This window comes from Vreelandella xerophytica, from assembly GCF_968048975.1.
Genome location: NZ_OZ309106.1, coordinates 3,767,933 through 3,785,665 on the forward strand (window position 1 = coordinate 3,767,933; position 17,733 = coordinate 3,785,665).

Here is a 17,733-nt window from a genome sequence, read left to right on the forward strand (position 1 = left end):
TTAGTTGTTACTGAGACAAAGAGTTGTACTCAGTAGGTTTCGACGGTGACTGGTCGTGCACTGCCCGAGAACGCTTGTTGCTCGACACTAATGCTGCGGTAGCCACTCCCCGATTGTGAAACTGCGATATCGCTCTGGTTACCGGATTGAGAAACAAACGCTTCCAACCCCTGGCGACCATAAGACTGATTGATCGTGGCGAGATGACGATCGCCGTTTTGTAAAATGGCCCCGGCGTTATTGCCGCCGGCCTGACTGATCGTGGCCATGTTGAAATTGCCGACCTGGCGGATATGTGAGAAATTGCCGTTTTGGTACTGGGCAGAATAAGACTGGGAAACCTCCGTACGGTTATTGTTGCCGTTTTGTCTTATGATGCTGTAATTACCCGCGTAGACCGGAACGTTCGACGTTTGATGATACTGCTCGATACGATTGTCCTGGCCTGCACTGACGACTGATGAAAACGTTAACGTGAGCATTAAAAGCGATAGGGCCAAAGGCGTTGATAGCGCTAGCGATTTACGTGTCGAAAACGCTTGGTAAATCATCATCTCTATACCCTTTGAAAAGTTTTGTATCAAATTGTATTCATGGGGTTGAGTTTGGACGATTTGATAAATTGCGCTATCAGATATTTTCTTAAATATACGATCAAAGAATTAACTATATTTAAATAATTGGGTATTAGTTTTCTAATATTTGCCTTGAAAACATGAAAAAAGCGGCGCTGCAAAAGGCAGCGCCGCTTTTTTATAGACATGATCGTTGATTAGTTTTTTACTCGGCCAACTACGCGCGCGACCTATAAAGAAGGAATTCGTGCATTAATATAGTCGGCTAAAATAGTGTCCTGCATAGTAGTATTGCCGGCCAGGTTCCACAGGTTGTTTTCTACACCACGGGCAATCAGGTGAATGACTGCCGACTCCACCGCCGACATGACGGCCATTTGAACCGGTTCGTTGGTGGTGATGCCCACCTCGGCTTCCAGCAGGCGTCTGAAGTCGATGAAACGGTAAACCCCGGCTCTCAGTTCCTTGGAGTAGATGGTCTTGGTGGTGGTCACGTTGGCAAGTATTTCACCCGTGGAAATCTCGACGGCGCGCAGGTTGACCGTCACCTGGTCGACCTGGTACTGGCCCGATGCGCCGATGCCGAAATACTCCGCGCCCGCCCCGCCGGTGCGCACGTTGGATTCATAGGCAATGATACCGCCCTCCAGCATGACCGAAGCCGCGCGTAGCGAAGGCAGCGTATCGGGCTGGCCGAAACGCTCGAACTCCGCGCGAATGATGCGCCGCTCGGTCAGAAGGTTCTGAAGCCCCACCCGCTCCAGTGGAATGAACCAGCCGGAATCCGAAAGCGCTCCGGTCAACATGGCCGCCGCCCCTTGAGTCACGGCGGTAGAGAAGGTACTGGCCGGTGCCGGGCGGTATTGGCCGGTCTGGTCACGGAAATCGTAGACCGATACGAAGATTTTTCCCGCCGGCGGCGGCAATGAAACAAGATCCTGATACGTCGCCCCGCGAGGGGTGAGCGTTGCCTGGGTGCCCTCGAGATTCTCCGAGTTGGCGACCATTCCCGCACAGCCGCTCAATAAAGTGGCCATGATAAGTGAAGCGATGATTTTCATTGTGGTCCCCTGACGACACAAAGAGCGTTATGGTGGCGATTTGCCGGTAAGGTTATGGGTAGTGTCGAATATCGCTTCACTATGGGTTGAAAAGCCCGCCGACGCTGATGTTGGTGACATCTCCGGTGAGTTTATCCACCACGCGGACCACGAGCTGGCCGCCATTGTCGCTGACTACCACGTTGAACTCACCGCTGTCGAAGGAGCCCTGATTGACATTGCCCGCCCCCACATCGGAAATGAGCTGCGAAATCAGGCGGCTTTCCAGGTTCTGCACAAGGCGGTCCGTGGAGGAGAGCTGCTGCACGCTTCGTGAATTGGGATCGGTATTGGTATCCTGCGCCTGCGCCTTGCCCAGCAGGTAGCTGCCCATGAAGGGGTCGCCACCAAAAGAGGGGTTCAATGGCCGATAGACAAGTTCACCGGCCATTGCCTGTGCCCCACCGGCAAGCGCAAGCGCTGCGATCGTACCCATCACCATGTTGTGTCGTTTGCCTTTCATTGTTGTAACTCCTCACTTCCCAGGTCTTTGTCTGAGGTCAGGGCCTGCGCCAGCTGTTCTTTCAAAAGCGCTTCCTGAACGATTTGCACGGCTTCTTCTGCCGCTTGATCCGCTAGATTGATGCGTGGTGATAGCTGCGTACGGAAATACATCTGGTTGCCCCGCATGATCCAGAGCTGGCTCCCCCAGCGGGCATCCGGACGTTCCTGAATGGTGATGGTGGCGTTGTTGATCAGCGGGTTATCCATGGCGCGCTGGCTGAAGGCGCGATAAAAGGTCTTGCCGGCCATGGTAATGGTGCGATCCACCATGACGCCGGTCAGTTCGCTGCTGCCGTAACCGCGGGGCTCGATGCTTTCCCCGTCGGGTCCGGAGAGACGGTTGATCGCATCGACCGCTTCCTGTTCGTTTTCTGGCAGGTTATCGCTGGGCGACGCCGGCTGGTTGGGCGAGACGGGCTCGCTTGCCAGAGCGGGCGCCACGAGCGCCAGCGCGCTACACAGCATTAATATGCGATACAAAGCCATGACCGGTTGCTCTTGAAAGGTTAGCGTTGACGCTGCAGGCTACGCGCGGTCTCGATGTTGGGCAGAATGGGGCCAAGATTCTGATGTATCCAGTTAAGCGCCTGAATACGGTTGTGCACGTTGATCTTGCGAAAGATGTTGTAAAGGTGCGACTTGACCGTGTGCTCGCTGACAAAGAGCTTTTCGGCAATCTGCTGATTGGAGGAGCCCGCGCTCAGAAGCGAGATGATCTCCATTTCGCGATTGGTCAATCCGCAGGCCGGGCGAAACGCGTTACTCTGATATTTACGGTAAAAAAGAATGAGCCGTGCCATTAGATCGCGGGACATCCAAAGCTCATCATTAAGCAGGGCGTGAATACCCTTGCAGATCACTTCGAGATTTTCATTGCGGTAGAAAACCCCCTTCAACTGAGAGCAGGAAAGGGCTTCCAGCGCGTGATCCATATCGCGAATGTTGAAGGCTGCCAATGGCATGCGGGAAAGCGACTCGGAAAGCTTTTCCTGCCAGTCGGGAATGGCATCGACGCTGATATGGTCGGCATCGATAAGCAGTAGCTGCCTGCTGACATTGGAGCTTGGTAGTGAAGCGCCGGGTGCATACAGATTGACCGTATAGCCGGTCTGCTTTGTTAGATACTCTGCAAACAACTGAGATTGAGGGCTTTTTTCGGTGACGATGTACACCACGCCCGGGGTTTTGTCCTGCGTCATCGCGAAACCCTCCAACTGGAAATAAAGTGTGAGATGATAATGAGCAGATTGTTACCCAAAAGACTACTTTAGTAAAGTTATGTTACTAATAATGTTTCAAAAACAATCGGCCTATGCTTATTCTTTTTTTGAATATATGTTAAAAAATCAGAACGACAGCCTGTTTGCGAGCACACGCCCTCAAGCGTCCACGGTGGAGTGATTTCTTTAGCTGTAACGCCGTTGAGCGTAAACTGACGGCCTACTACCTAGAGGTTCATACCATGTCTGCCTTCGATACGCTTGTGCTGGCCAGTGGCAATGCTGGCAAGTTGAAAGAGTTCAAACAGCTTCTGGCGCCTTTGATGCTCGATGTTCGTCTGCAGTCGGAATTTGGCGTACATGATGTGGAGGAAACCGGACTCACCTTCGTGGAGAACGCCTTGCTGAAAGCGCGCGAGGCCAGCCGGGTGAGCGGGCTGCCAGCGCTTGCAGACGATTCGGGGCTTGAAGTGGATGCGCTTCATGGTGCCCCGGGCATCTACTCGGCGCGCTTTGCCGGCGAGCCCAAAAGCGACGCCCGCAACAACGAAAAGCTCTTGAACGCACTTGCCGATTGCGCCGAGGGCCAGCGTACCGGACGCTACTGGTGCGTTCTGGTATATCTTCGCCATGCCGAGGACCCGGTGCCGATCATCGTTCAACGCAGCTGGGACGGCGAAATCCTGGCCCACCCCCGGGGTGAGAACGGCTTTGGCTATGACCCGCTTTTCTGGCTGCCCGAACAGGGCATGAGCGTGGCCGAGCTACCCGCTGAAACCAAGAACCGGCTTAGCCACCGGGGGCGCGCGCTGCAGGGGCTTGTCGAGTTCTTGAAGGTGGCGCATGGGTAGTACCCCGCCGCTATCGCTTTATATCCACACCCCCTGGTGCGTGCGAAAATGTCCTTACTGTGACTTCAACTCCCACGAGCCGACGTCCAGGGCGCTACCCGAAGACGCCTACCTTGAAGCTCTCTTGAGCGATCTGGACGGCGATCTGGCTCTGGCCGACGGCCGCGAACTCAAGACCATCTTTATCGGTGGCGGCACGCCGAGTCTGCTCTCGCCGGCGTTCTACCAGCGTCTGTTGAGTGAAGTTCGCGCGCGCCTCCCCTTTGCGCCGACCATCGAGATCACTCTGGAGGCCAACCCGGGCACCACCGAGCAGGCGCGCTTTGTGGGTTACCGGGAAGCGGGTATCAACCGTCTTTCGATCGGCACCCAGAGCTTTCAGAGCGCTCAGCTTGAAGCGCTGGGGCGTATCCACAGCGCTGGCGAGGCGATCGATGCGGTAGGGCAGGCGCGCACCGCAGGCTTTGACAATATCAACATCGACCTGATGCATGGCCTGCCGGGGCAGACGCCCACGCTTGCCCTGGCCGATATCGACCAGGCCCTGGCACTACGGCCTGATCACCTCTCGTGGTATCAGTTGACGCTTGAACCCAATACGGCATTTCATTCAAGACCACCGGTTCTGCCCCAGGAGGAAGCTCTTTGGGATATTCAGGAACGAGGGCATGACCGCCTGGTCGAGGCCGGTTTCCAGCGCTACGAGATTTCCGCCTACGCTGCGCCGGGCAAGCAGAGCCGGCACAACCTCAACTATTGGGAGTTCGGTGACTATCTCGGCATCGGGGCGGGCGCGCATGGCAAGCTCTCCCGTATAGGTGAAGACGGCCGGTGGACCATCGAGCGGCGCTGGAAAACCCGCCAGCCCGAGGCTTACCTTCGCCGCCGATCTGATCCGCGCGGCTTTATCGCGGGCAAGGCGGCTATCGAGGCCTCGGAACTCCCCCTCGAGTTTGCCATGAATGCGCTGCGTCTGACGCAAGGGGTGGACATGGCGCTCTGGCCCGCCTATACCGGCCAACCCCGCGAGGTCTTGCTTGCCCAGTTACAAAATGCCCATAAAAAAGGACTTTTGATGGAAATGCCCGAAAAACTGCGTGCATCGCCTCATGGTCTATTATTCTTGAACGAGCTGCTGGAGATGATCAGTGACGATTGATCCCACGGCTTGGTTAATCAAATAAGCTTTTAAAGGAGTGAGTGATGCGTATTTCTCGACTGCTGACCCCGGTAGCCGCTGCCCTGTTGGTTGCCGGTTGTGCCACGTCAGATCCTTACGGTGGCCAGACGCAGCGCTCCAGTACCGGCATAGGTACAGGCATTGGTGCTGCCGTCGGTGCGGCGGCCGGTGCGCTTTCCGGCGATGGTGCCACCAGCCGCCGCGACCGTGCCCTGATCGGCGCCGCCGTGGGTGCCGCTGCAGGTGCGGGCGTGGGTGCCTACATGGATCGCCAGGAGAATCAGCTGCGTGAAAGCCTGCAGGGCTCGCGTATCGAGATCGACCGTCGTGGCGACGATATCGTGCTCAACATGCCCAGCAGCGTTACCTTCGGCTTCGACTCCTCCGAGCTGACAGGCCAGGCACGCAGCGCGCTCAACGAAGTGGCGAATGTACTCACTCAGTACACCGACACCCGCGTCAACATTGCCGGTCACACCGATGCCACCGGGGCCGCCGACTACAACCAGCGTCTTTCCGAGCGCCGCGCGCAGTCCGTCGGCAACTACCTGGGTCAGAACGGTGTTTCCTCCTCGCGTCTCAACACCCGCGGCTATGGCGCCAACCAGCCGATCGCCAGCAACGATAACGACCAGGGCCGTGCGCAGAACCGTCGCGTTGAAATTACCCTGACCCCGACAGGGGATGGCAGCCAGGGCCAGCAAGGCCAGGGTCAAGTGCGCGGCCAGGGCAACTATTAAGCCCTGGCCTCCCTGCGTTGGATAACGCGTCGAGACAGCGTCCCATCGCACAGGATTTCACGTTTCAACGACAATAGTTCAGGCCCGCTATCGACCATAGCGGGCTTTTTTATACCCCATAGCAGAATCGCCATGCTCTCTTATCAGCACGCCTATCATGCCGGCAATTTCGCCGACGTTCACAAGCATCTTACCCTTTACGCGGTAAGCGATCATTTATTACGTAAAAAAAGCTCTATTACATATATAGACACGCATGCCGGTCGGGGGGGTTATCCACTGACTACTCAGGAGGCCCTGAGGCTTCAGGAGCATCGTGAGGGAATCTGCCCTCTCTGGCGCCACCGGGAGACAATCGGTGATCCACTCCTGGCCGACTGGCTTGCCCATATCGGTGCCGTTCAGCCGGATAACGCGACGCTGAGCCACTACCCTGGCTCGCCCTGGTGGCTTGCCCGCGCACTTCGGCCCGGCGATGCGCTGCGCCTTTGCGAACTGCATCCCGGCGAACACGCTGAACTCGATGGTCAGACCCTGCCCCTCGAGGCGCTGCGCATTCATGGCGATGGTCTGGCGGAGCTCAAGGCCCGGGTGCCGGTAAAAACCCCACGGCTTTGCGTTTTGATCGACCCAAGCTACGAGCGCAAGGCGGAGTACCAGGAGGTGGCGGATACCGTTCGCTACGCGCTTGAGAAAGCCCGCCACGGCGTCGTGTTGATCTGGTATCCACTGCTGCCGGCCGGGCACCATCACGTGTTATTGAGGGCGCTGAAGACCAGCGGCATACGCAAGATATGGCGCAGCGAACTTCAACTGCACGCGCCCACCGATCAAACCCACGGCATGTACGCAAGCGGCATGCTGGTGATCAACCCGCCCTGGGGGCTGGATGAACGTCTAAAGGCTGCCATGGCCGAGATCACCCCCAGGCTGGGCGAGCAAAGTCGCTATCAAGCGCAGTGGTGGGTCGAGGAGTAGCTTTTCATGATGAGGCGGGAAGTACCTCCAGGGTCGATTTGACCCGCTCCAGTACCACGATGGTTCGAAACCATTTGACGTTGGGGTTCTGGTGGAACAGCGTGTCGCAGAGTGCTTGAAACCGGCTCATGCTGGGCACCAGCAACACCAGCATGAAGTCCGCTTCGCCGGTGACGTAGTAGCACTGTTGGATTTCAGGCCCGGAAAAGCGGGCTTTCAGCAGTGCCAGATCACCTGCGTGAGTCTTGTCCGCCTGCACTTCCACGAGAATCGTGATCACCTGGCCCAGTTTATCCGGGTCCAGGATGGCCACGTTGGCTTGAATGTAGCCCTCTTTTTTAAGCCGCTGTATGCGCCACTGTACGGACGCCGTGGAAAGGTGGACCGCCTCGGCCAGTTCGCGAAGCGGCGTCTGGCTCTCTTTCTGCAAACGCTCGAGAAGGGCGAGATCGTGGTTATCCAGCGCCATCCTGGTCTCCGGGTGAGAAATTTTATCGTCTAATGCGGCAAATTCGAGCGCCTTTATCGCACACTCTGCAATAAAGTATCGCTGAATTTTCCAAACCGCAGAAGTGACTTATGCACACCCGCTCGAGTACCGCACTGGGCGTCACCTTCAACGTGATCGCCTCCGCTCTCTTCGCCTTGATGTTTGCCTACACACCGCTTCTGGCAGCGCTTGACGGCGAAGAGATCTATGGATGGCGAATCCTGCTCACCTTTCCCTGTCTGACGCTGTTCATCCTCTGGCGGGGCTACGGGGCGCAAGTAGCGGTCATCTATCGGCGCCTGCTGGCCGAGCGCTACTTCTGGGCCACGCGGCTGGTGTCTGCCTTTCTGATCGGGGTCCAGCTGTGGCTGTTCATGTGGGCGCCCAACAACCGCCAGGGGCTTGCCGTGTCGCTTGGGTATTTCATGATGCCGATCACCATGGTGGTCATCGGTCGTCTGGCCTTCAAGGACCGCATGTCGCGCTTTCAGAAAATGGCCTGCGTGCTGGCCCTGCTGGGTGTTTCAAGCCAGCTGCTCCTCTCCCGGGCGTTTGCCTGGCCGACCCTGACGGTATGTCTGGGTTACCCGGTCTATTTCTGGCTGCGCCGGGTTACCGATACCAACAACATCGCCGGGCTCTGGTTCGATATGCTGCTTAGTCTGCCTGTCTGCGCTTACTTCATCTTCCAGGGCGGCTACGTGATCGGCGAGCAGGCCCAGGGGCTGCACATCGCGGGGTTGATAGTCGGTCTGGGACTTTTAAGCACACTTGTACTGGTGTTTCAGGCGTTGTCGGCACCGCTTCTCAACCTGAGCCTGTTTGGCTTGCTGGTCTATGTAGAGCCCGTACTTTTGCTGCTGGTGGCGCTTGGTCTGGGCGAGGCGGTCGCCCCGGCGGAGTGGCCGACGTATATCGCCATCGGGCTGGCCGTCGCGGTGCTCTTGCTGGAAGGACTCTACCGGTTGAACGCACGTCGTCGTCTGCCACCGCGGCCCCCCCGGTGCAGCCTTCATTAAATATATTCACGTTGACATAAAAAAAGATCACTTTTATGCACCTTGGGTTTGAGTGAGGATGCACCTCTCTTGATTCATTGATGGCAAAGTTGCCGTGGAGATATTGGATGAACGTTCCGCTTGCCCCTTTTCGCGCCGACGTGGTCGGTAGCCTCTTGCGCCCCACCACGATCAAGGACGCTCGCCTGGCGCATCAGAAAGGCCAACTGGATGCACGCGAGCTACGCCAGATAGAGGACGAGGCTATCCAGGCAGCGGTACAGCAGCAGTGTCAGTGCGGTTTGCACGTGGTGACCGACGGCGAGTTTCGTCGCGCCTGGTGGCATTTCGATTTCTTTGAAGGGCTCGAGGGTGTCGAAGGCTACGATGCAAAGCAGGGCATCCAGTTCACCGGCGTCCAGACCAAATCGCGCAACGTGAAGGTGACCGGCAAGCTCGGCTTTGGCGAGCATCCGATGCTTGAGGATTTCAAGTATCTGGCCAGCATCGCCCAGGGCGCGGCGGCGAAGATGACCATCCCCAGCCCCAGTGTGCTGCATTTTCGTGGCGGGCGCGACGTGGTGAGCAAGGACGTCTATCCAAATATCGATGACTTCTTCGATGACCTGGCCAAGGTCTACCGCCAGGCGATCAAGGCATTCTACGACGCCGGCTGTCGCTATCTGCAGCTCGACGATACCGTATGGGCCTATCTCTGCTCGGACGCGCAGCGTGCTCTGGTCGTGGAACGCGGCGAGGACCCGGACCATCTCGCACAGGTCTATGCGCGGGTGATCAATCAGGCGCTTGAAGGCAAACCCGATGATCTGGTGGTGGGCATGCATGTCTGTCGGGGCAACTTTCGCTCGACCTGGATCTCCGAAGGTGGCTACGAGCCGGTGGCCGAGCTTCTTTTCGGCTCGGTCAATATCGATGCCTTCTTTCTGGAGTACGACTCCGACCGCGCCGGCGACTTCAAGCCGCTGCGCTTTATCAAGCCGGGCCATCAGAAGGCCGTATTGGGGCTGGTTACCACCAAGACCGGCGAGCTTGAAGACCCTGAAGAGATCAAGGCGCGCATTTTCGAGGCAGCCCGCCATATGCCGCTGGAACAGATCTGCCTGAGCACCCAGTGTGGCTTTGCCTCTACTGAAGAGGGCAATTCGCTGACGCCGGCGCAGCAGCAGGCCAAGCTCGAGCTGGTGGTTCAAGTCGCCCGCGACGTCTGGGGCGAATAGCTTTCCAACCCCGCCCACTGCGCTCGCGGTGGGCCTTTTATCCTGAGGACTTGCCATGAGCCAGAGCCTGCGCGCACGGCTTGATAGCCACCCCATGTCACCTTACCAGTGGGCGGTGATCGGCCTTTGCCTTTTGTTGAACGCGGTGGACGGGCTGGATGTGATGGCCATGGCGTTTACCGCCACTGAGGTCGCCCAGGATTGGGGGCTAAGCGGTACGGAGCTGGGGCTTTTGCTGAGCGCAGGAATAGTGGGCATGGCGCTGGGCTCGATATTCGTCGCTCCCCTGGCTGATCGCTTCGGGCGCCGGCCGCTGTTGCTGGCAAGCCTTCTGGTCAGCGGTTTGGGCATGGTGTTTTCCTACCAGGCGCCGGGGCCGATAAGCCTGGGTCTATTGCGGCTGATGACCGGCGTGGGGGTCGGCGTGGTGCTGGTCGGGGCTAACGTGTTGACCAGCGAAAACGCCAACCAGCGCTGGCGAGGACTCGCGATCGGGCTGCAGTCGGTAGGATTTGCCCTGGGGGCGACCCTGGGCGGGCTGCTCGCCACTCAGCTCAATGACACCGTGGGCTGGCGCTATGTCTTTCTCTACGGCGGGGTGATCACTCTGATTGCCGGCGCGCTCTGTACGTGGGCCTTGCCGGAATCGCTGGATTTTCTACTCTACAAGCGCCCGCACCGGGCACTTGCACGGGTCAATCGGCTCCTGTCCCGCATGCGTCAGGCACCGCTTGGATCCCTGCCCGAGGTGTCGGCGCCCAGCGTTACGAACAAGGGCTACAGGGCGCTTTTTACAGGCGGGCAGTGGCGCACCACGCTTTTGCTGGCACTGGCGTTTTTCCTGGTGATGTTCAGCTTCTACTTCGTGATGAGCTGGACCCCCAAGCTGTTGGCCCAGAGCGGACTCTCCGCCCGTCACGGTATTGCCGGCGGCATGCTCTTGACGATCGGCGGTATGGTCGGGGCGCTGTTGATGGGGCTGGGCGCCAGTCGTTATGACGGCTACCGGCTACTGCAGGGCTTTTTGTTGATCACGGTTGCATTGATGGTGCTGATGGTGCCCGCCACCGCCGTGTTCGGCCTGGCACTGACGGTGGGCTTTGGTATCGGCATGCTCTTGAATGGCGCGGTAGCCAGTCTTTACACCATCGCCCCACAACGCTACTCCGCCGATACCCGCACCCGCGGCGTGGGGTTTGTGCTGGGCGTGGGAAGGTTTGGGGCGATGGCCTCGCCGGTCGTTGCGGGGCTGCTGCTGGATGCCCAGTGGACGCCGCAAAGTCTTTACTGGCTTTACGGGGCAAGCCTTATGCTGGCGGTTCTAGTCGTAAGTGGGCTAAACGGCGTGAGCCAGCCGTATCCGCCCCGCAGCGCCTACGCATGAATCCTGCATTCATCCAGAGGTGAGACCCTCCATTTTCCGATCTTTCAACCGAACCCCGCCAGCGCACTGACGGGGTTTTTCATGTTCAGGCGGGGTTGGCAGACAGCGAGCAGTCGTGCCGCAAAAACTTTACCTACCTTACGGTAGGTAGTATATTGCGACGCTCTTACTCAGCTCGTTCAAAAGGCCCATACTCATGGCACGCTCAAAGGCTACCCAGCGCATCGTCTCGGCGGCGGTGGCGCACTTCGCCGAGGCTAACTATGACGGCGCTTCACTGTCTGCCATCGCCGAGGCGGTCGGCATTCGCAAGGCATCGCTTTATGCTCATTTTGCCTCGAAGGAGGCACTTTTCATGGCCGCGTTCGAGGAGGCGCTCGACGCAGAGCGCACCTTCGCCGGCGAGTGCTTCGAAAGCGAATGCGCCCAGGTGCTTCCCGGGTCGCGCTACTGCCAGGCACTGGTGCAGCGCTTTGGCGAGACCGCTCATCTGCGCTTTTTCCTGCGCGTAAGCTACATGCCGCCGCTTGCGCTTGCCGAGCGGATCGACGTGCTCCACGAAGCCTACCTTGCGCAGTTGAAAGACGACTTTCTGAACCGGCTTTCGCGCTGGGGCGGGGCTAGGACCCCGCTATCGCCGGCGCAGACTGAGCGCTTCGCCCTGGCGTATTTGGGCATCGTGGACAGTCTGCAGGTCAAGCTGATCTACACCTCCGCCGAGCTTAGCGAGCGCCGCCTCGAGGCGCTGATGCACATTTTCGAAGACTCCCTGGTCCTTCGTCATTCGATGAGTGAAACGTCATGACTACCCCCACCAAACCGCACGTCCAGGCCATCGGCACCGGGCTTCTCATTTTGCTGGCCCTGATCACCGCGCTCGATGCCATGGCGATCGACATGTACCTGCCCGGCATGCCGGATATCGCCGAGGATCTCGGCGTTTCCGCCGGCCATATCCAGCAGACGCTGGCGATCTTCTTGATCGGCCTTGCAATGGGCCAGGCGATCTACGGGCCGCTGCTGGATCGTTTCGGGCGGCGCTGGCCACTTTTGATCGGACTGGGCGTTTTCATTGCCGGCTCTGTCTTGGCTGCGCTCGCTCACTCTTTTGAAACACTGCTGGCCGCGCGTTTTCTGCAGGCACTGGGCGCGGCGGCGGGGCTGGTGGCGCCACGGGCGATCATCGATGACGTCTATGAACTCAAGGAATCGGCGCAGAAGTTTTCCATTCTCATGCAGGTGATGATGGTGGCGCCGATCGTCGCCCCGGTGCTGGGCGGGCTCATTCTGCTCTACGCCGAGTGGCACCTGATCTTCTGGACCATGGCGGTACTTGGCGCACTTGCGCTTGTCTGGGGGATTACCAGCGTTCCGGACTCGCTGGCGGTGGAGCAGCGTGTGGCGCTGAGCGCCACGAGTATCGTCAAGGGCTACGCCCGGCTTTTCGTTCAGCCGGTGTTCATGCTCTACAGTATCGCAAGCGGTCTGGTGATGGGGGCGTTTTTCTCCTACATCAGCGGCTCGTCCTTCGTGTTCATGGAACATTTCGGGCTGAGCTCCACCCAGTACAGCCAGCTCTTTGCCGCCAACTCGGTGGGGCTGGTGCTGGGTGGTGCAGTCAGCAATGCCTTGATCAAGCGCGAGTGGTCGGCCTGGCGCGTGATGATGGTCGGTACGGCGATCTATACCTTGGCGGGCTTTGCGCTTTGGTGCGTTAACGCGCTGGGCGCACCGACGCTCATCATCTATAGCCTTATACTCGGGCTTGCGATTGCCTCGCTCGGCATGGTGTTCGGCAACGTGATGGCGTTGATCATGAACGCGGCGGACTCACCTGCCGGCGTCGCCTCGGCGCTGATGGGCGTGCTTCAGTACCTGCTCTCCGCCGTGGTCGGCTTTATGGTCAGCCTGACCACCGTCAGCCCTGCCCAGCTACCCGCCACCATCGCGGTCTGCGGGGCGCTGGCGCTCGTGTTGTGCTGGCTGGCGAGCCAAAAAGAGCAGAGCGGCGCGTGCACCCCCGGCGCCGTCGAATCGGCGTAGTCCCGGAAGTGGCCGGCCTAGCGTTTTATTGAGAACCTTGCGAGCAAAGTAAGCGCTTACCCACATAGCATCGAGGAGCGTTACTTGCCGATACAGAAACTGCCGAAAATCTCACCCAGCAGGTCGTCGGCGCTGAACTCGCCGGTGATCTCGCCAAGCGAGGCTTGAGCGTCGCGCAGGTCCTCGGCGAGCAGCTCGCCGGCGCCCATGCCCTCAAGCTGAGCGCGGCCATTGTCCAGCGCCGCCATGGCGCGGTCGAGCGCATCCAGGTGGCGGCGGCGCGCCGAGAAGCGCCCTTCGGTGGTGGCGGCAAAGCCCATCACATCTTTCAAGTGCGCTTTCAGATGTTCCACACCCGCGCCGGTCTTCGCCGACAGGCGCAGCGTCGGCGTGGCGGTGGATACGTCGAGCCCGGCAGGCTCAAGGCTCTCGTCGATCTTGTTGCGCACCAGGGTCAGCCGTGTCCGGTCCGGCAGGCGCTCGACGAACTCAGGCCAGATCGCCATCGGATCAACCGCCTCGGTGGTTGCGGCGTCCACCATCAAGAGCACGCGGTCGGCTTTCTCGATTTCCTCCCAGGCCCGCGCCACACCGATCTTCTCCACCGCGTCCGGGGTATCGCGAAGGCCCGCGGTATCAATGATGTGCAGCGGCATGCCGTCGATATGGATATGCTCGCGCAGCACGTCCCGGGTGGTGCCGGCGATGTCGGTGACGATCGCGGTCTCCTGTTCGGTCAGCGCATTCAAAAGGCTCGATTTACCCGCGTTGGGGCGACCGGCAATCACCACGCTCATGCCCTCGCGTAAAAGCGCCCCTTGACCGGCGGCGCGACGCACCTCCCCCAGTGCCTGCTGCACGCTCGCCAGGCGCGTGGCCACATGGCCGTCGGCGAGAAAGTCGATCTCCTCTTCGGGGAAGTCGATGGCGGCCTCGACATAGACGCGCAGCTCGATCAGGCGCTCGACCAGCTGGACCACCCGGCTCGAGAACTCACCCTGCAGCGAACGCACGGCGTTTTCCGCCGCCGAGCGTGACGTGGCATCGATCAGATCTGCGATGGCCTCCGCCTGGGCCAGGTCGAGCTTGTCGTTGAGAAAGGCGCGCTCGGAGAATTCTCCGGGGCGTGCCAGACGCGCGCCAAGCGCCACGCAGCGCTCGAGCAGCATATCCATGATGATCGGCCCCCCGTGGCCCTGTAGCTCCAGCACGTCTTCACCGGTAAAGGAGTTCGGGCCTTCGAACAAGAGCGCGATACCCTCGTCGAGGGTGTCGCTTGCGCCATGAAATACGCCGTAATGCGCGAAGCGCGGGGCGGGGCAACGTCCGAGAATGGCGTTGGCGATATCACGACAGGCGGGCCCTGAAACACGAATGATACCCACGCCACCGCGCCCGGGCGGGGTCGCAAGCGCGGTAATCGTATCCTGGGTGTACAGTCGTTGTGCCATGGCGCGCCTCATTGATGAATCGTTCTATTGTGAATTCGTCGTTTTCAAAACGCCAGACCCCCGCACAAGGGCGGGGGTCCGGGAGATAGGCAGAAGAGCGAATTACTTGGTTCGCATCCCTTTGCCCACGCTTGGGTCGTTCTCGATACGCCGCGTGATGAAGTACTGCTGCGCCACCGAGATGATGTTGTTGACCACCCAGTAGATGACCAAACCGGCCGGGAACCACAGGAAGAAGAAGGTGAAGATGATCGGCAGCATCTTCATGATCTTCGCCTGCATGGGGTCTGGTGGCGTCGGGTTGAGCATCTGCTGAACGAACATCGACACGCCCATCAGAATCGGCAGGATGAAGTAGGGATCCTTCACCGAGAGATCCTGAATCCAGAAGATGAACGGCGCGTGGCGCAGCTCCACGGATTCCAGGAGCATCCAGTAAAGCGCGATGAACACCGGCATCTGTACCAGAATCGGCAGACAGCCGCCGAGCGGGTTGATCTTCTCTTTCTGGTAGAACTTCATCATCTCTTGAGACATCTTCTGGCGATCATCGCCATACATCTCCTTGAGACGCTGCATCTCCGGGCCCAGCTTGCGCATGCGCGCCATCGACTTGTAGGCCTTGGCGGAGAGCGGGAAGAGCACCGCCTTCACCAGGACGGTCAGCAAGACGATGGACCAGCCCCAGTTGCCGACCAGGTCATGAATCTTGTCGAGCAGCCAGAAAAGCGGGTTGGCGATGAACCAGAGCCAGCCGTAATCCACGGTCAAACGCAGGTTCGGGGCGACCTGTTCCAGGTAATCCTGAACCTTGGGACCCATGTAGAGCGTGGCGCTCAATGTGGCATCGCCTTCGGCGGCGATCGTGCTGGTGGGGCCTGCAAAGGCGACCACGTTACGATCACGGGCGTCGGTGGTGACGTAGTAGAGGTTTTGCTGATTCTGCGAAGGCGCCCAGGCCGAGACGAAGTAATGCTGAATCACCGCGATCCAGCCGCCCTGGGCTTCGCGGTTTTCAAAGCGACGGTTCTGGATATCGGCGAAGTCGATCTTTTCGTAGCGGGTATCCGGAGTGGAAAATGCCGCCCCGATATAGGAATTCATTCCCAGCGTCACACCGCTTGACGGATCGGGGCTGTTATCCCGGGCAAGCTGGCCGATAAAGCGGGCGCTTACCGGGTTGTCCGTGGTGTTGGCCACGAAGTAACTCACATCGACCGCATAGTCGCCGCGCTGAAAGGTCAAGCGCTTGGTAACGTCGACACCGTTGACGTCGGCGGTCAGGTCGATATTGAGCGTCTGCTCGTCGTTACCCAGGCGATACTCGCTGCGCTCGGGAGTAAAGGCAATACGACTTGCCTGGCCATCCAGCTGGATACCCGAGCGCGCCACATAGCTACGCGTGGCGTTGTCCGAAAGCAGCACGTAGTTGCGTTCCGAGTCCAGGGTCATCTTGTGCTGGGGGAGGGCGGCAAAGACGATATCGCCGCCATAGGGGTCGATACGCACATCCAGCACATCGGTGGTGACGGCGATGAATTCGCGAGTGGAGGACTCGCCACCCGTATCGGCGGGCATCGCCTCATTGGCGCTGCCCTGGGGTGCGGAGGTACTGGGTACGGCCAGGTCATCGTTGCCTGCTTCGGTGGCGGGCCCGGCGTTTTCACGCTGGGTTATCTCAGGCGTCGAATCGAAGCTGGTCTGCCCGTAGTCCTGATTCCACTGAATAACCAGAAGGTAAGCCAGTACAGCCAGTGGAATCAGCAATAAAAGTCGTTTTACGTCCATGAGGGTTCTGCCCAATGGGTGGTGAACATGCTAATGGCGCAGTGTCATTTACTCGACCCAAGACACACGAAAGCCTGCCATGAGGCAGGCCGGGGCCGAGCGGCGAGGTGTGTGATCAAGCACCCTGCGTAACGTTAGCAAGCGGAGGAGGCGGCGCTGCCAAAGCTTCACGCTGAAGTCGTTTCCACATGCCGTGTAGCTGGCGAGCGAGCGTGTCATTATCGATATCCTGCACACCACGCTTTGCCAGGATCACTATATCCACAGAGGGTAAGCGGTGCTGGCGAAGCCGAATGGATTCTCTGACGAGACGCTTGAAGCGGTTACGATCAACGGCAAGCTTTACATTCTTTTTACTGACCACCAGTCCGACGCGAGGATGTCCTCGAGTACTGAAGCGCGCAAGCGCCATCATACCTTTACCGTGGACTTTCAGGTCTGCCTGCTCGAATACGTGGCTAAAATCCCCGGCGCTCAATAAGCGTAAGCCCCGGGGAAAGCCTTGCTGCGGCACACGCAATCTGAAATCAGGCGCTCAGACGCTTGCGGCCTTTGGCGCGACGGCGTGTGATGACAGCACGGCCATTCTTGGTTGCCATACGAGCACGGAAGCCATGCGCGCGCTTGCGCTTGAGAACGCTGGGTTGAAAAGTGCGTTTCATAACTCGTTATTCCCACGTGGTTTAGGACGAAAGTGAATTCCAAACGACCCGGTCCAGTGAGGAACTAGCCGGGGAGATTCAATTCAAGACCGGAAATTGTAGAGACTTCGGAGCCTCGGTGCAATTTTTCTGCGCATAAAAAGCGCTAAATATCCGCTAACGGTCCTTAACGTGCCTTCAATCAGGTTCTTTCAGACAACTACTATTACTAATGAAGTTATTTAAAACCTGTTGTTATTAATAGTGGGGATACTATTTGTGGATAAGTGGTTTTTAGTATTTATAAACAAGTTGTTAAAGAGATAAAAAATATGTGCATAAGCGGTAGAAAAGCCGCTGGAAAAGTGTGGGATAGGTGTGGGCAACTGGCTTGGAAAACGCGTGTGGATGAAAAGTCCTCAGGCAGCTACCGGTTTTTCCCTAGGGCTCAAATCAAGTTGTCCACAGGGGTGAATGAGCCCTTAACACGTGTGGATAACCGCTTCTTTGAGCGCTACAATAGTCGGCCGTTTTCAACTGATGGTGAGATGA

At 58.6% G+C, this 17,733-nt stretch carries 19 protein-coding genes; 9 read left to right on the plus strand and 10 right to left on the minus strand.

Annotated features, from left to right (window positions below; translation table 11 throughout):
* Positions 1-29: 29 nt before the first annotated feature.
* The 5 genes from ACWF8S_RS17620 to ACWF8S_RS17640 form a co-directional block, all read right to left on the minus strand.
* Positions 30-554 (minus strand): hypothetical protein, encoded by a 525-nt coding sequence (locus ACWF8S_RS17620; protein WP_447554772.1) that lies wholly within the window; start codon positions 552-554, stop codon positions 30-32.
* A gap of 251 nt (positions 555-805) precedes the next feature.
* On the minus strand, positions 806-1,636 hold the full coding sequence (locus ACWF8S_RS17625; protein ID WP_447554773.1) for a CsgG/HfaB family protein: 831 nt from the start codon (positions 1,634-1,636) through the stop codon (positions 806-808).
* A 79-nt stretch (positions 1,637-1,715) separates the two neighbouring features.
* Positions 1,716-2,117, minus strand: a complete 402-nt coding sequence (locus tag ACWF8S_RS17630) for a curli assembly protein CsgF (protein ID WP_447556632.1) — start codon at positions 2,115-2,117, stop codon at positions 1,716-1,718.
* A gap of 17 nt (positions 2,118-2,134) precedes the next feature.
* Entirely contained in the window at positions 2,135-2,665 is a 531-nt protein-coding gene (locus ACWF8S_RS17635) for a CsgE family curli-type amyloid fiber assembly protein (RefSeq protein ID WP_447554774.1), read from the minus strand.
* A 20-nt stretch (positions 2,666-2,685) separates the two neighbouring features.
* On the minus strand, positions 2,686-3,378 hold the full coding sequence (locus ACWF8S_RS17640; protein ID WP_447554775.1) for a LuxR C-terminal-related transcriptional regulator: 693 nt from the start codon (positions 3,376-3,378) through the stop codon (positions 2,686-2,688).
* A 263-nt stretch (positions 3,379-3,641) separates the two neighbouring features.
* Here ACWF8S_RS17640 and rdgB point away from each other — a divergent pair, with 263 nt between their 5' ends.
* The 4 genes from rdgB (at position 3,642) to ACWF8S_RS17660 (ending at position 7,148) form a co-directional block, all read left to right on the plus strand.
* Positions 3,642-4,250, plus strand: a complete 609-nt coding sequence (gene rdgB / locus ACWF8S_RS17645) for an RdgB/HAM1 family non-canonical purine NTP pyrophosphatase (RefSeq protein WP_447554776.1) — start codon at positions 3,642-3,644, stop codon at positions 4,248-4,250.
* A complete protein-coding gene (hemW, locus tag ACWF8S_RS17650; RefSeq protein ID WP_447554777.1) occupies positions 4,243-5,409 on the plus strand; it encodes a radical SAM family heme chaperone HemW in 1,167 nt (388 codons plus the stop codon). Before rdgB ends, hemW begins: the two co-directional genes overlap by 8 nt.
* Positions 5,410-5,453: 44 nt before the next feature.
* Entirely contained in the window at positions 5,454-6,170 is a 717-nt protein-coding gene (locus ACWF8S_RS17655; RefSeq protein WP_447554778.1) for an OmpA family protein, read from the plus strand.
* 132 nt (positions 6,171-6,302) lie between these two features.
* Positions 6,303-7,148, plus strand: coding sequence for a 23S rRNA (adenine(2030)-N(6))-methyltransferase RlmJ (locus tag ACWF8S_RS17660; protein ID WP_447554779.1), 846 nt, complete (start codon positions 6,303-6,305; stop codon positions 7,146-7,148).
* A gap of 4 nt (positions 7,149-7,152) precedes the next feature.
* Here the strand turns inward: ACWF8S_RS17660 and ACWF8S_RS17665 are convergent, their stop codons facing one another.
* Complete coding sequence (locus ACWF8S_RS17665; RefSeq protein WP_447554780.1) at positions 7,153-7,617, minus strand: Lrp/AsnC family transcriptional regulator; 465 nt, start codon at positions 7,615-7,617, stop codon at positions 7,153-7,155.
* A 110-nt stretch (positions 7,618-7,727) separates the two neighbouring features.
* Between ACWF8S_RS17665 and rarD the strand changes: the two genes are divergently transcribed.
* The 5 genes from rarD (at position 7,728) to ACWF8S_RS17690 (ending at position 13,301) form a co-directional block, all read left to right on the plus strand.
* Positions 7,728-8,657, plus strand: coding sequence for an EamA family transporter RarD (gene rarD / locus ACWF8S_RS17670; protein ID WP_447554781.1), 930 nt, complete (start codon positions 7,728-7,730; stop codon positions 8,655-8,657).
* A gap of 107 nt (positions 8,658-8,764) precedes the next feature.
* Positions 8,765-9,874 (plus strand): cobalamin-independent methionine synthase II family protein, encoded by a 1,110-nt coding sequence (locus tag ACWF8S_RS17675; protein ID WP_447554782.1) that lies wholly within the window; start codon positions 8,765-8,767, stop codon positions 9,872-9,874.
* A 55-nt stretch (positions 9,875-9,929) separates the two neighbouring features.
* Positions 9,930-11,258 (plus strand): MFS transporter, encoded by a 1,329-nt coding sequence (locus ACWF8S_RS17680; RefSeq protein WP_447554783.1) that lies wholly within the window; start codon positions 9,930-9,932, stop codon positions 11,256-11,258.
* A gap of 196 nt (positions 11,259-11,454) precedes the next feature.
* Positions 11,455-12,063 carry a TetR/AcrR family transcriptional regulator gene (locus ACWF8S_RS17685; RefSeq protein WP_447554784.1) on the plus strand — a complete coding sequence of 203 codons (609 nt, stop codon included), beginning with the start codon at positions 11,455-11,457 and terminating at the stop codon, positions 12,061-12,063.
* The gene (locus tag ACWF8S_RS17690) at positions 12,060-13,301 is read left to right on the plus strand and encodes a multidrug effflux MFS transporter (RefSeq protein WP_447554785.1); all 1,242 of its coding nucleotides are present in this window, start codon (positions 12,060-12,062) and stop codon (positions 13,299-13,301) included. Before ACWF8S_RS17685 ends, ACWF8S_RS17690 begins: the two co-directional genes overlap by 4 nt.
* Before the next feature lie 80 nt (positions 13,302-13,381).
* On the opposite strand, the gene mnmE is transcribed toward ACWF8S_RS17690, so the two are convergent.
* From mnmE to rpmH, 4 genes are all read right to left on the minus strand, one after another.
* The gene (mnmE, locus tag ACWF8S_RS17695) at positions 13,382-14,752 is read right to left on the minus strand and encodes a tRNA uridine-5-carboxymethylaminomethyl(34) synthesis GTPase MnmE (RefSeq protein WP_447554786.1); all 1,371 of its coding nucleotides are present in this window, start codon (positions 14,750-14,752) and stop codon (positions 13,382-13,384) included.
* A 102-nt stretch (positions 14,753-14,854) separates the two neighbouring features.
* Complete coding sequence (gene yidC / locus ACWF8S_RS17700; RefSeq protein ID WP_447554787.1) at positions 14,855-16,540, minus strand: membrane protein insertase YidC; 1,686 nt, start codon at positions 16,538-16,540, stop codon at positions 14,855-14,857.
* A 115-nt stretch (positions 16,541-16,655) separates the two neighbouring features.
* On the minus strand, positions 16,656-17,054 hold the full coding sequence (rnpA, locus tag ACWF8S_RS17705) for a ribonuclease P protein component (RefSeq protein ID WP_447554788.1): 399 nt from the start codon (positions 17,052-17,054) through the stop codon (positions 16,656-16,658).
* Between the two features lie 13 nt (positions 17,055-17,067).
* Positions 17,068-17,202: a 50S ribosomal protein L34 gene (gene rpmH, locus ACWF8S_RS17710; protein ID WP_447530481.1), complete on the minus strand. Its 135-nt coding sequence runs from the start codon at positions 17,200-17,202 to the stop codon at positions 17,068-17,070.
* Positions 17,203-17,733: the final 531 nt, after the last annotated feature.

Excerpts from the sequence above, each read along its gene's own strand:
- ACWF8S_RS17620 (WP_447554772.1), bottom strand. The coding sequence starts at position 554 with ATGATGATTTACCAAGCGTTTTCGACACGTAAATCGCTAGCGCTATCA.
- ACWF8S_RS17625 (WP_447554773.1), bottom strand. The coding sequence starts at position 1,636 with ATGAAAATCATCGCTTCACTTATCATGGCCACTTTATTGAGCGGCTGT.
- ACWF8S_RS17630 (WP_447556632.1), bottom strand. The coding sequence starts at position 2,117 with ATGGTGATGGGTACGATCGCAGCGCTTGCGCTTGCCGGTGGGGCACAG.
- ACWF8S_RS17635 (WP_447554774.1), bottom strand. The coding sequence starts at position 2,665 with ATGGCTTTGTATCGCATATTAATGCTGTGTAGCGCGCTGGCGCTCGTG.
- ACWF8S_RS17640 (WP_447554775.1), bottom strand. The coding sequence starts at position 3,378 with ATGACGCAGGACAAAACCCCGGGCGTGGTGTACATCGTCACCGAAAAA.
- rdgB (WP_447554776.1), top strand. The coding sequence starts at position 3,642 with ATGTCTGCCTTCGATACGCTTGTGCTGGCCAGTGGCAATGCTGGCAAG.
- hemW (WP_447554777.1), top strand. The coding sequence starts at position 4,243 with ATGGGTAGTACCCCGCCGCTATCGCTTTATATCCACACCCCCTGGTGC.
- ACWF8S_RS17655 (WP_447554778.1), top strand. The coding sequence starts at position 5,454 with ATGCGTATTTCTCGACTGCTGACCCCGGTAGCCGCTGCCCTGTTGGTT.
- ACWF8S_RS17660 (WP_447554779.1), top strand. The coding sequence starts at position 6,303 with ATGCTCTCTTATCAGCACGCCTATCATGCCGGCAATTTCGCCGACGTT.
- ACWF8S_RS17665 (WP_447554780.1), bottom strand. The coding sequence starts at position 7,617 with ATGGCGCTGGATAACCACGATCTCGCCCTTCTCGAGCGTTTGCAGAAA.
- rarD (WP_447554781.1), top strand. The coding sequence starts at position 7,728 with ATGCACACCCGCTCGAGTACCGCACTGGGCGTCACCTTCAACGTGATC.
- ACWF8S_RS17675 (WP_447554782.1), top strand. The coding sequence starts at position 8,765 with ATGAACGTTCCGCTTGCCCCTTTTCGCGCCGACGTGGTCGGTAGCCTC.
- ACWF8S_RS17680 (WP_447554783.1), top strand. The coding sequence starts at position 9,930 with ATGAGCCAGAGCCTGCGCGCACGGCTTGATAGCCACCCCATGTCACCT.
- ACWF8S_RS17685 (WP_447554784.1), top strand. The coding sequence starts at position 11,455 with ATGGCACGCTCAAAGGCTACCCAGCGCATCGTCTCGGCGGCGGTGGCG.
- ACWF8S_RS17690 (WP_447554785.1), top strand. The coding sequence starts at position 12,060 with ATGACTACCCCCACCAAACCGCACGTCCAGGCCATCGGCACCGGGCTT.
- mnmE (WP_447554786.1), bottom strand. The coding sequence starts at position 14,752 with ATGGCACAACGACTGTACACCCAGGATACGATTACCGCGCTTGCGACC.
- yidC (WP_447554787.1), bottom strand. The coding sequence starts at position 16,540 with ATGGACGTAAAACGACTTTTATTGCTGATTCCACTGGCTGTACTGGCT.
- rpmH (WP_447530481.1), bottom strand. The coding sequence starts at position 17,202 with ATGAAACGCACTTTTCAACCCAGCGTTCTCAAGCGCAAGCGCGCGCAT.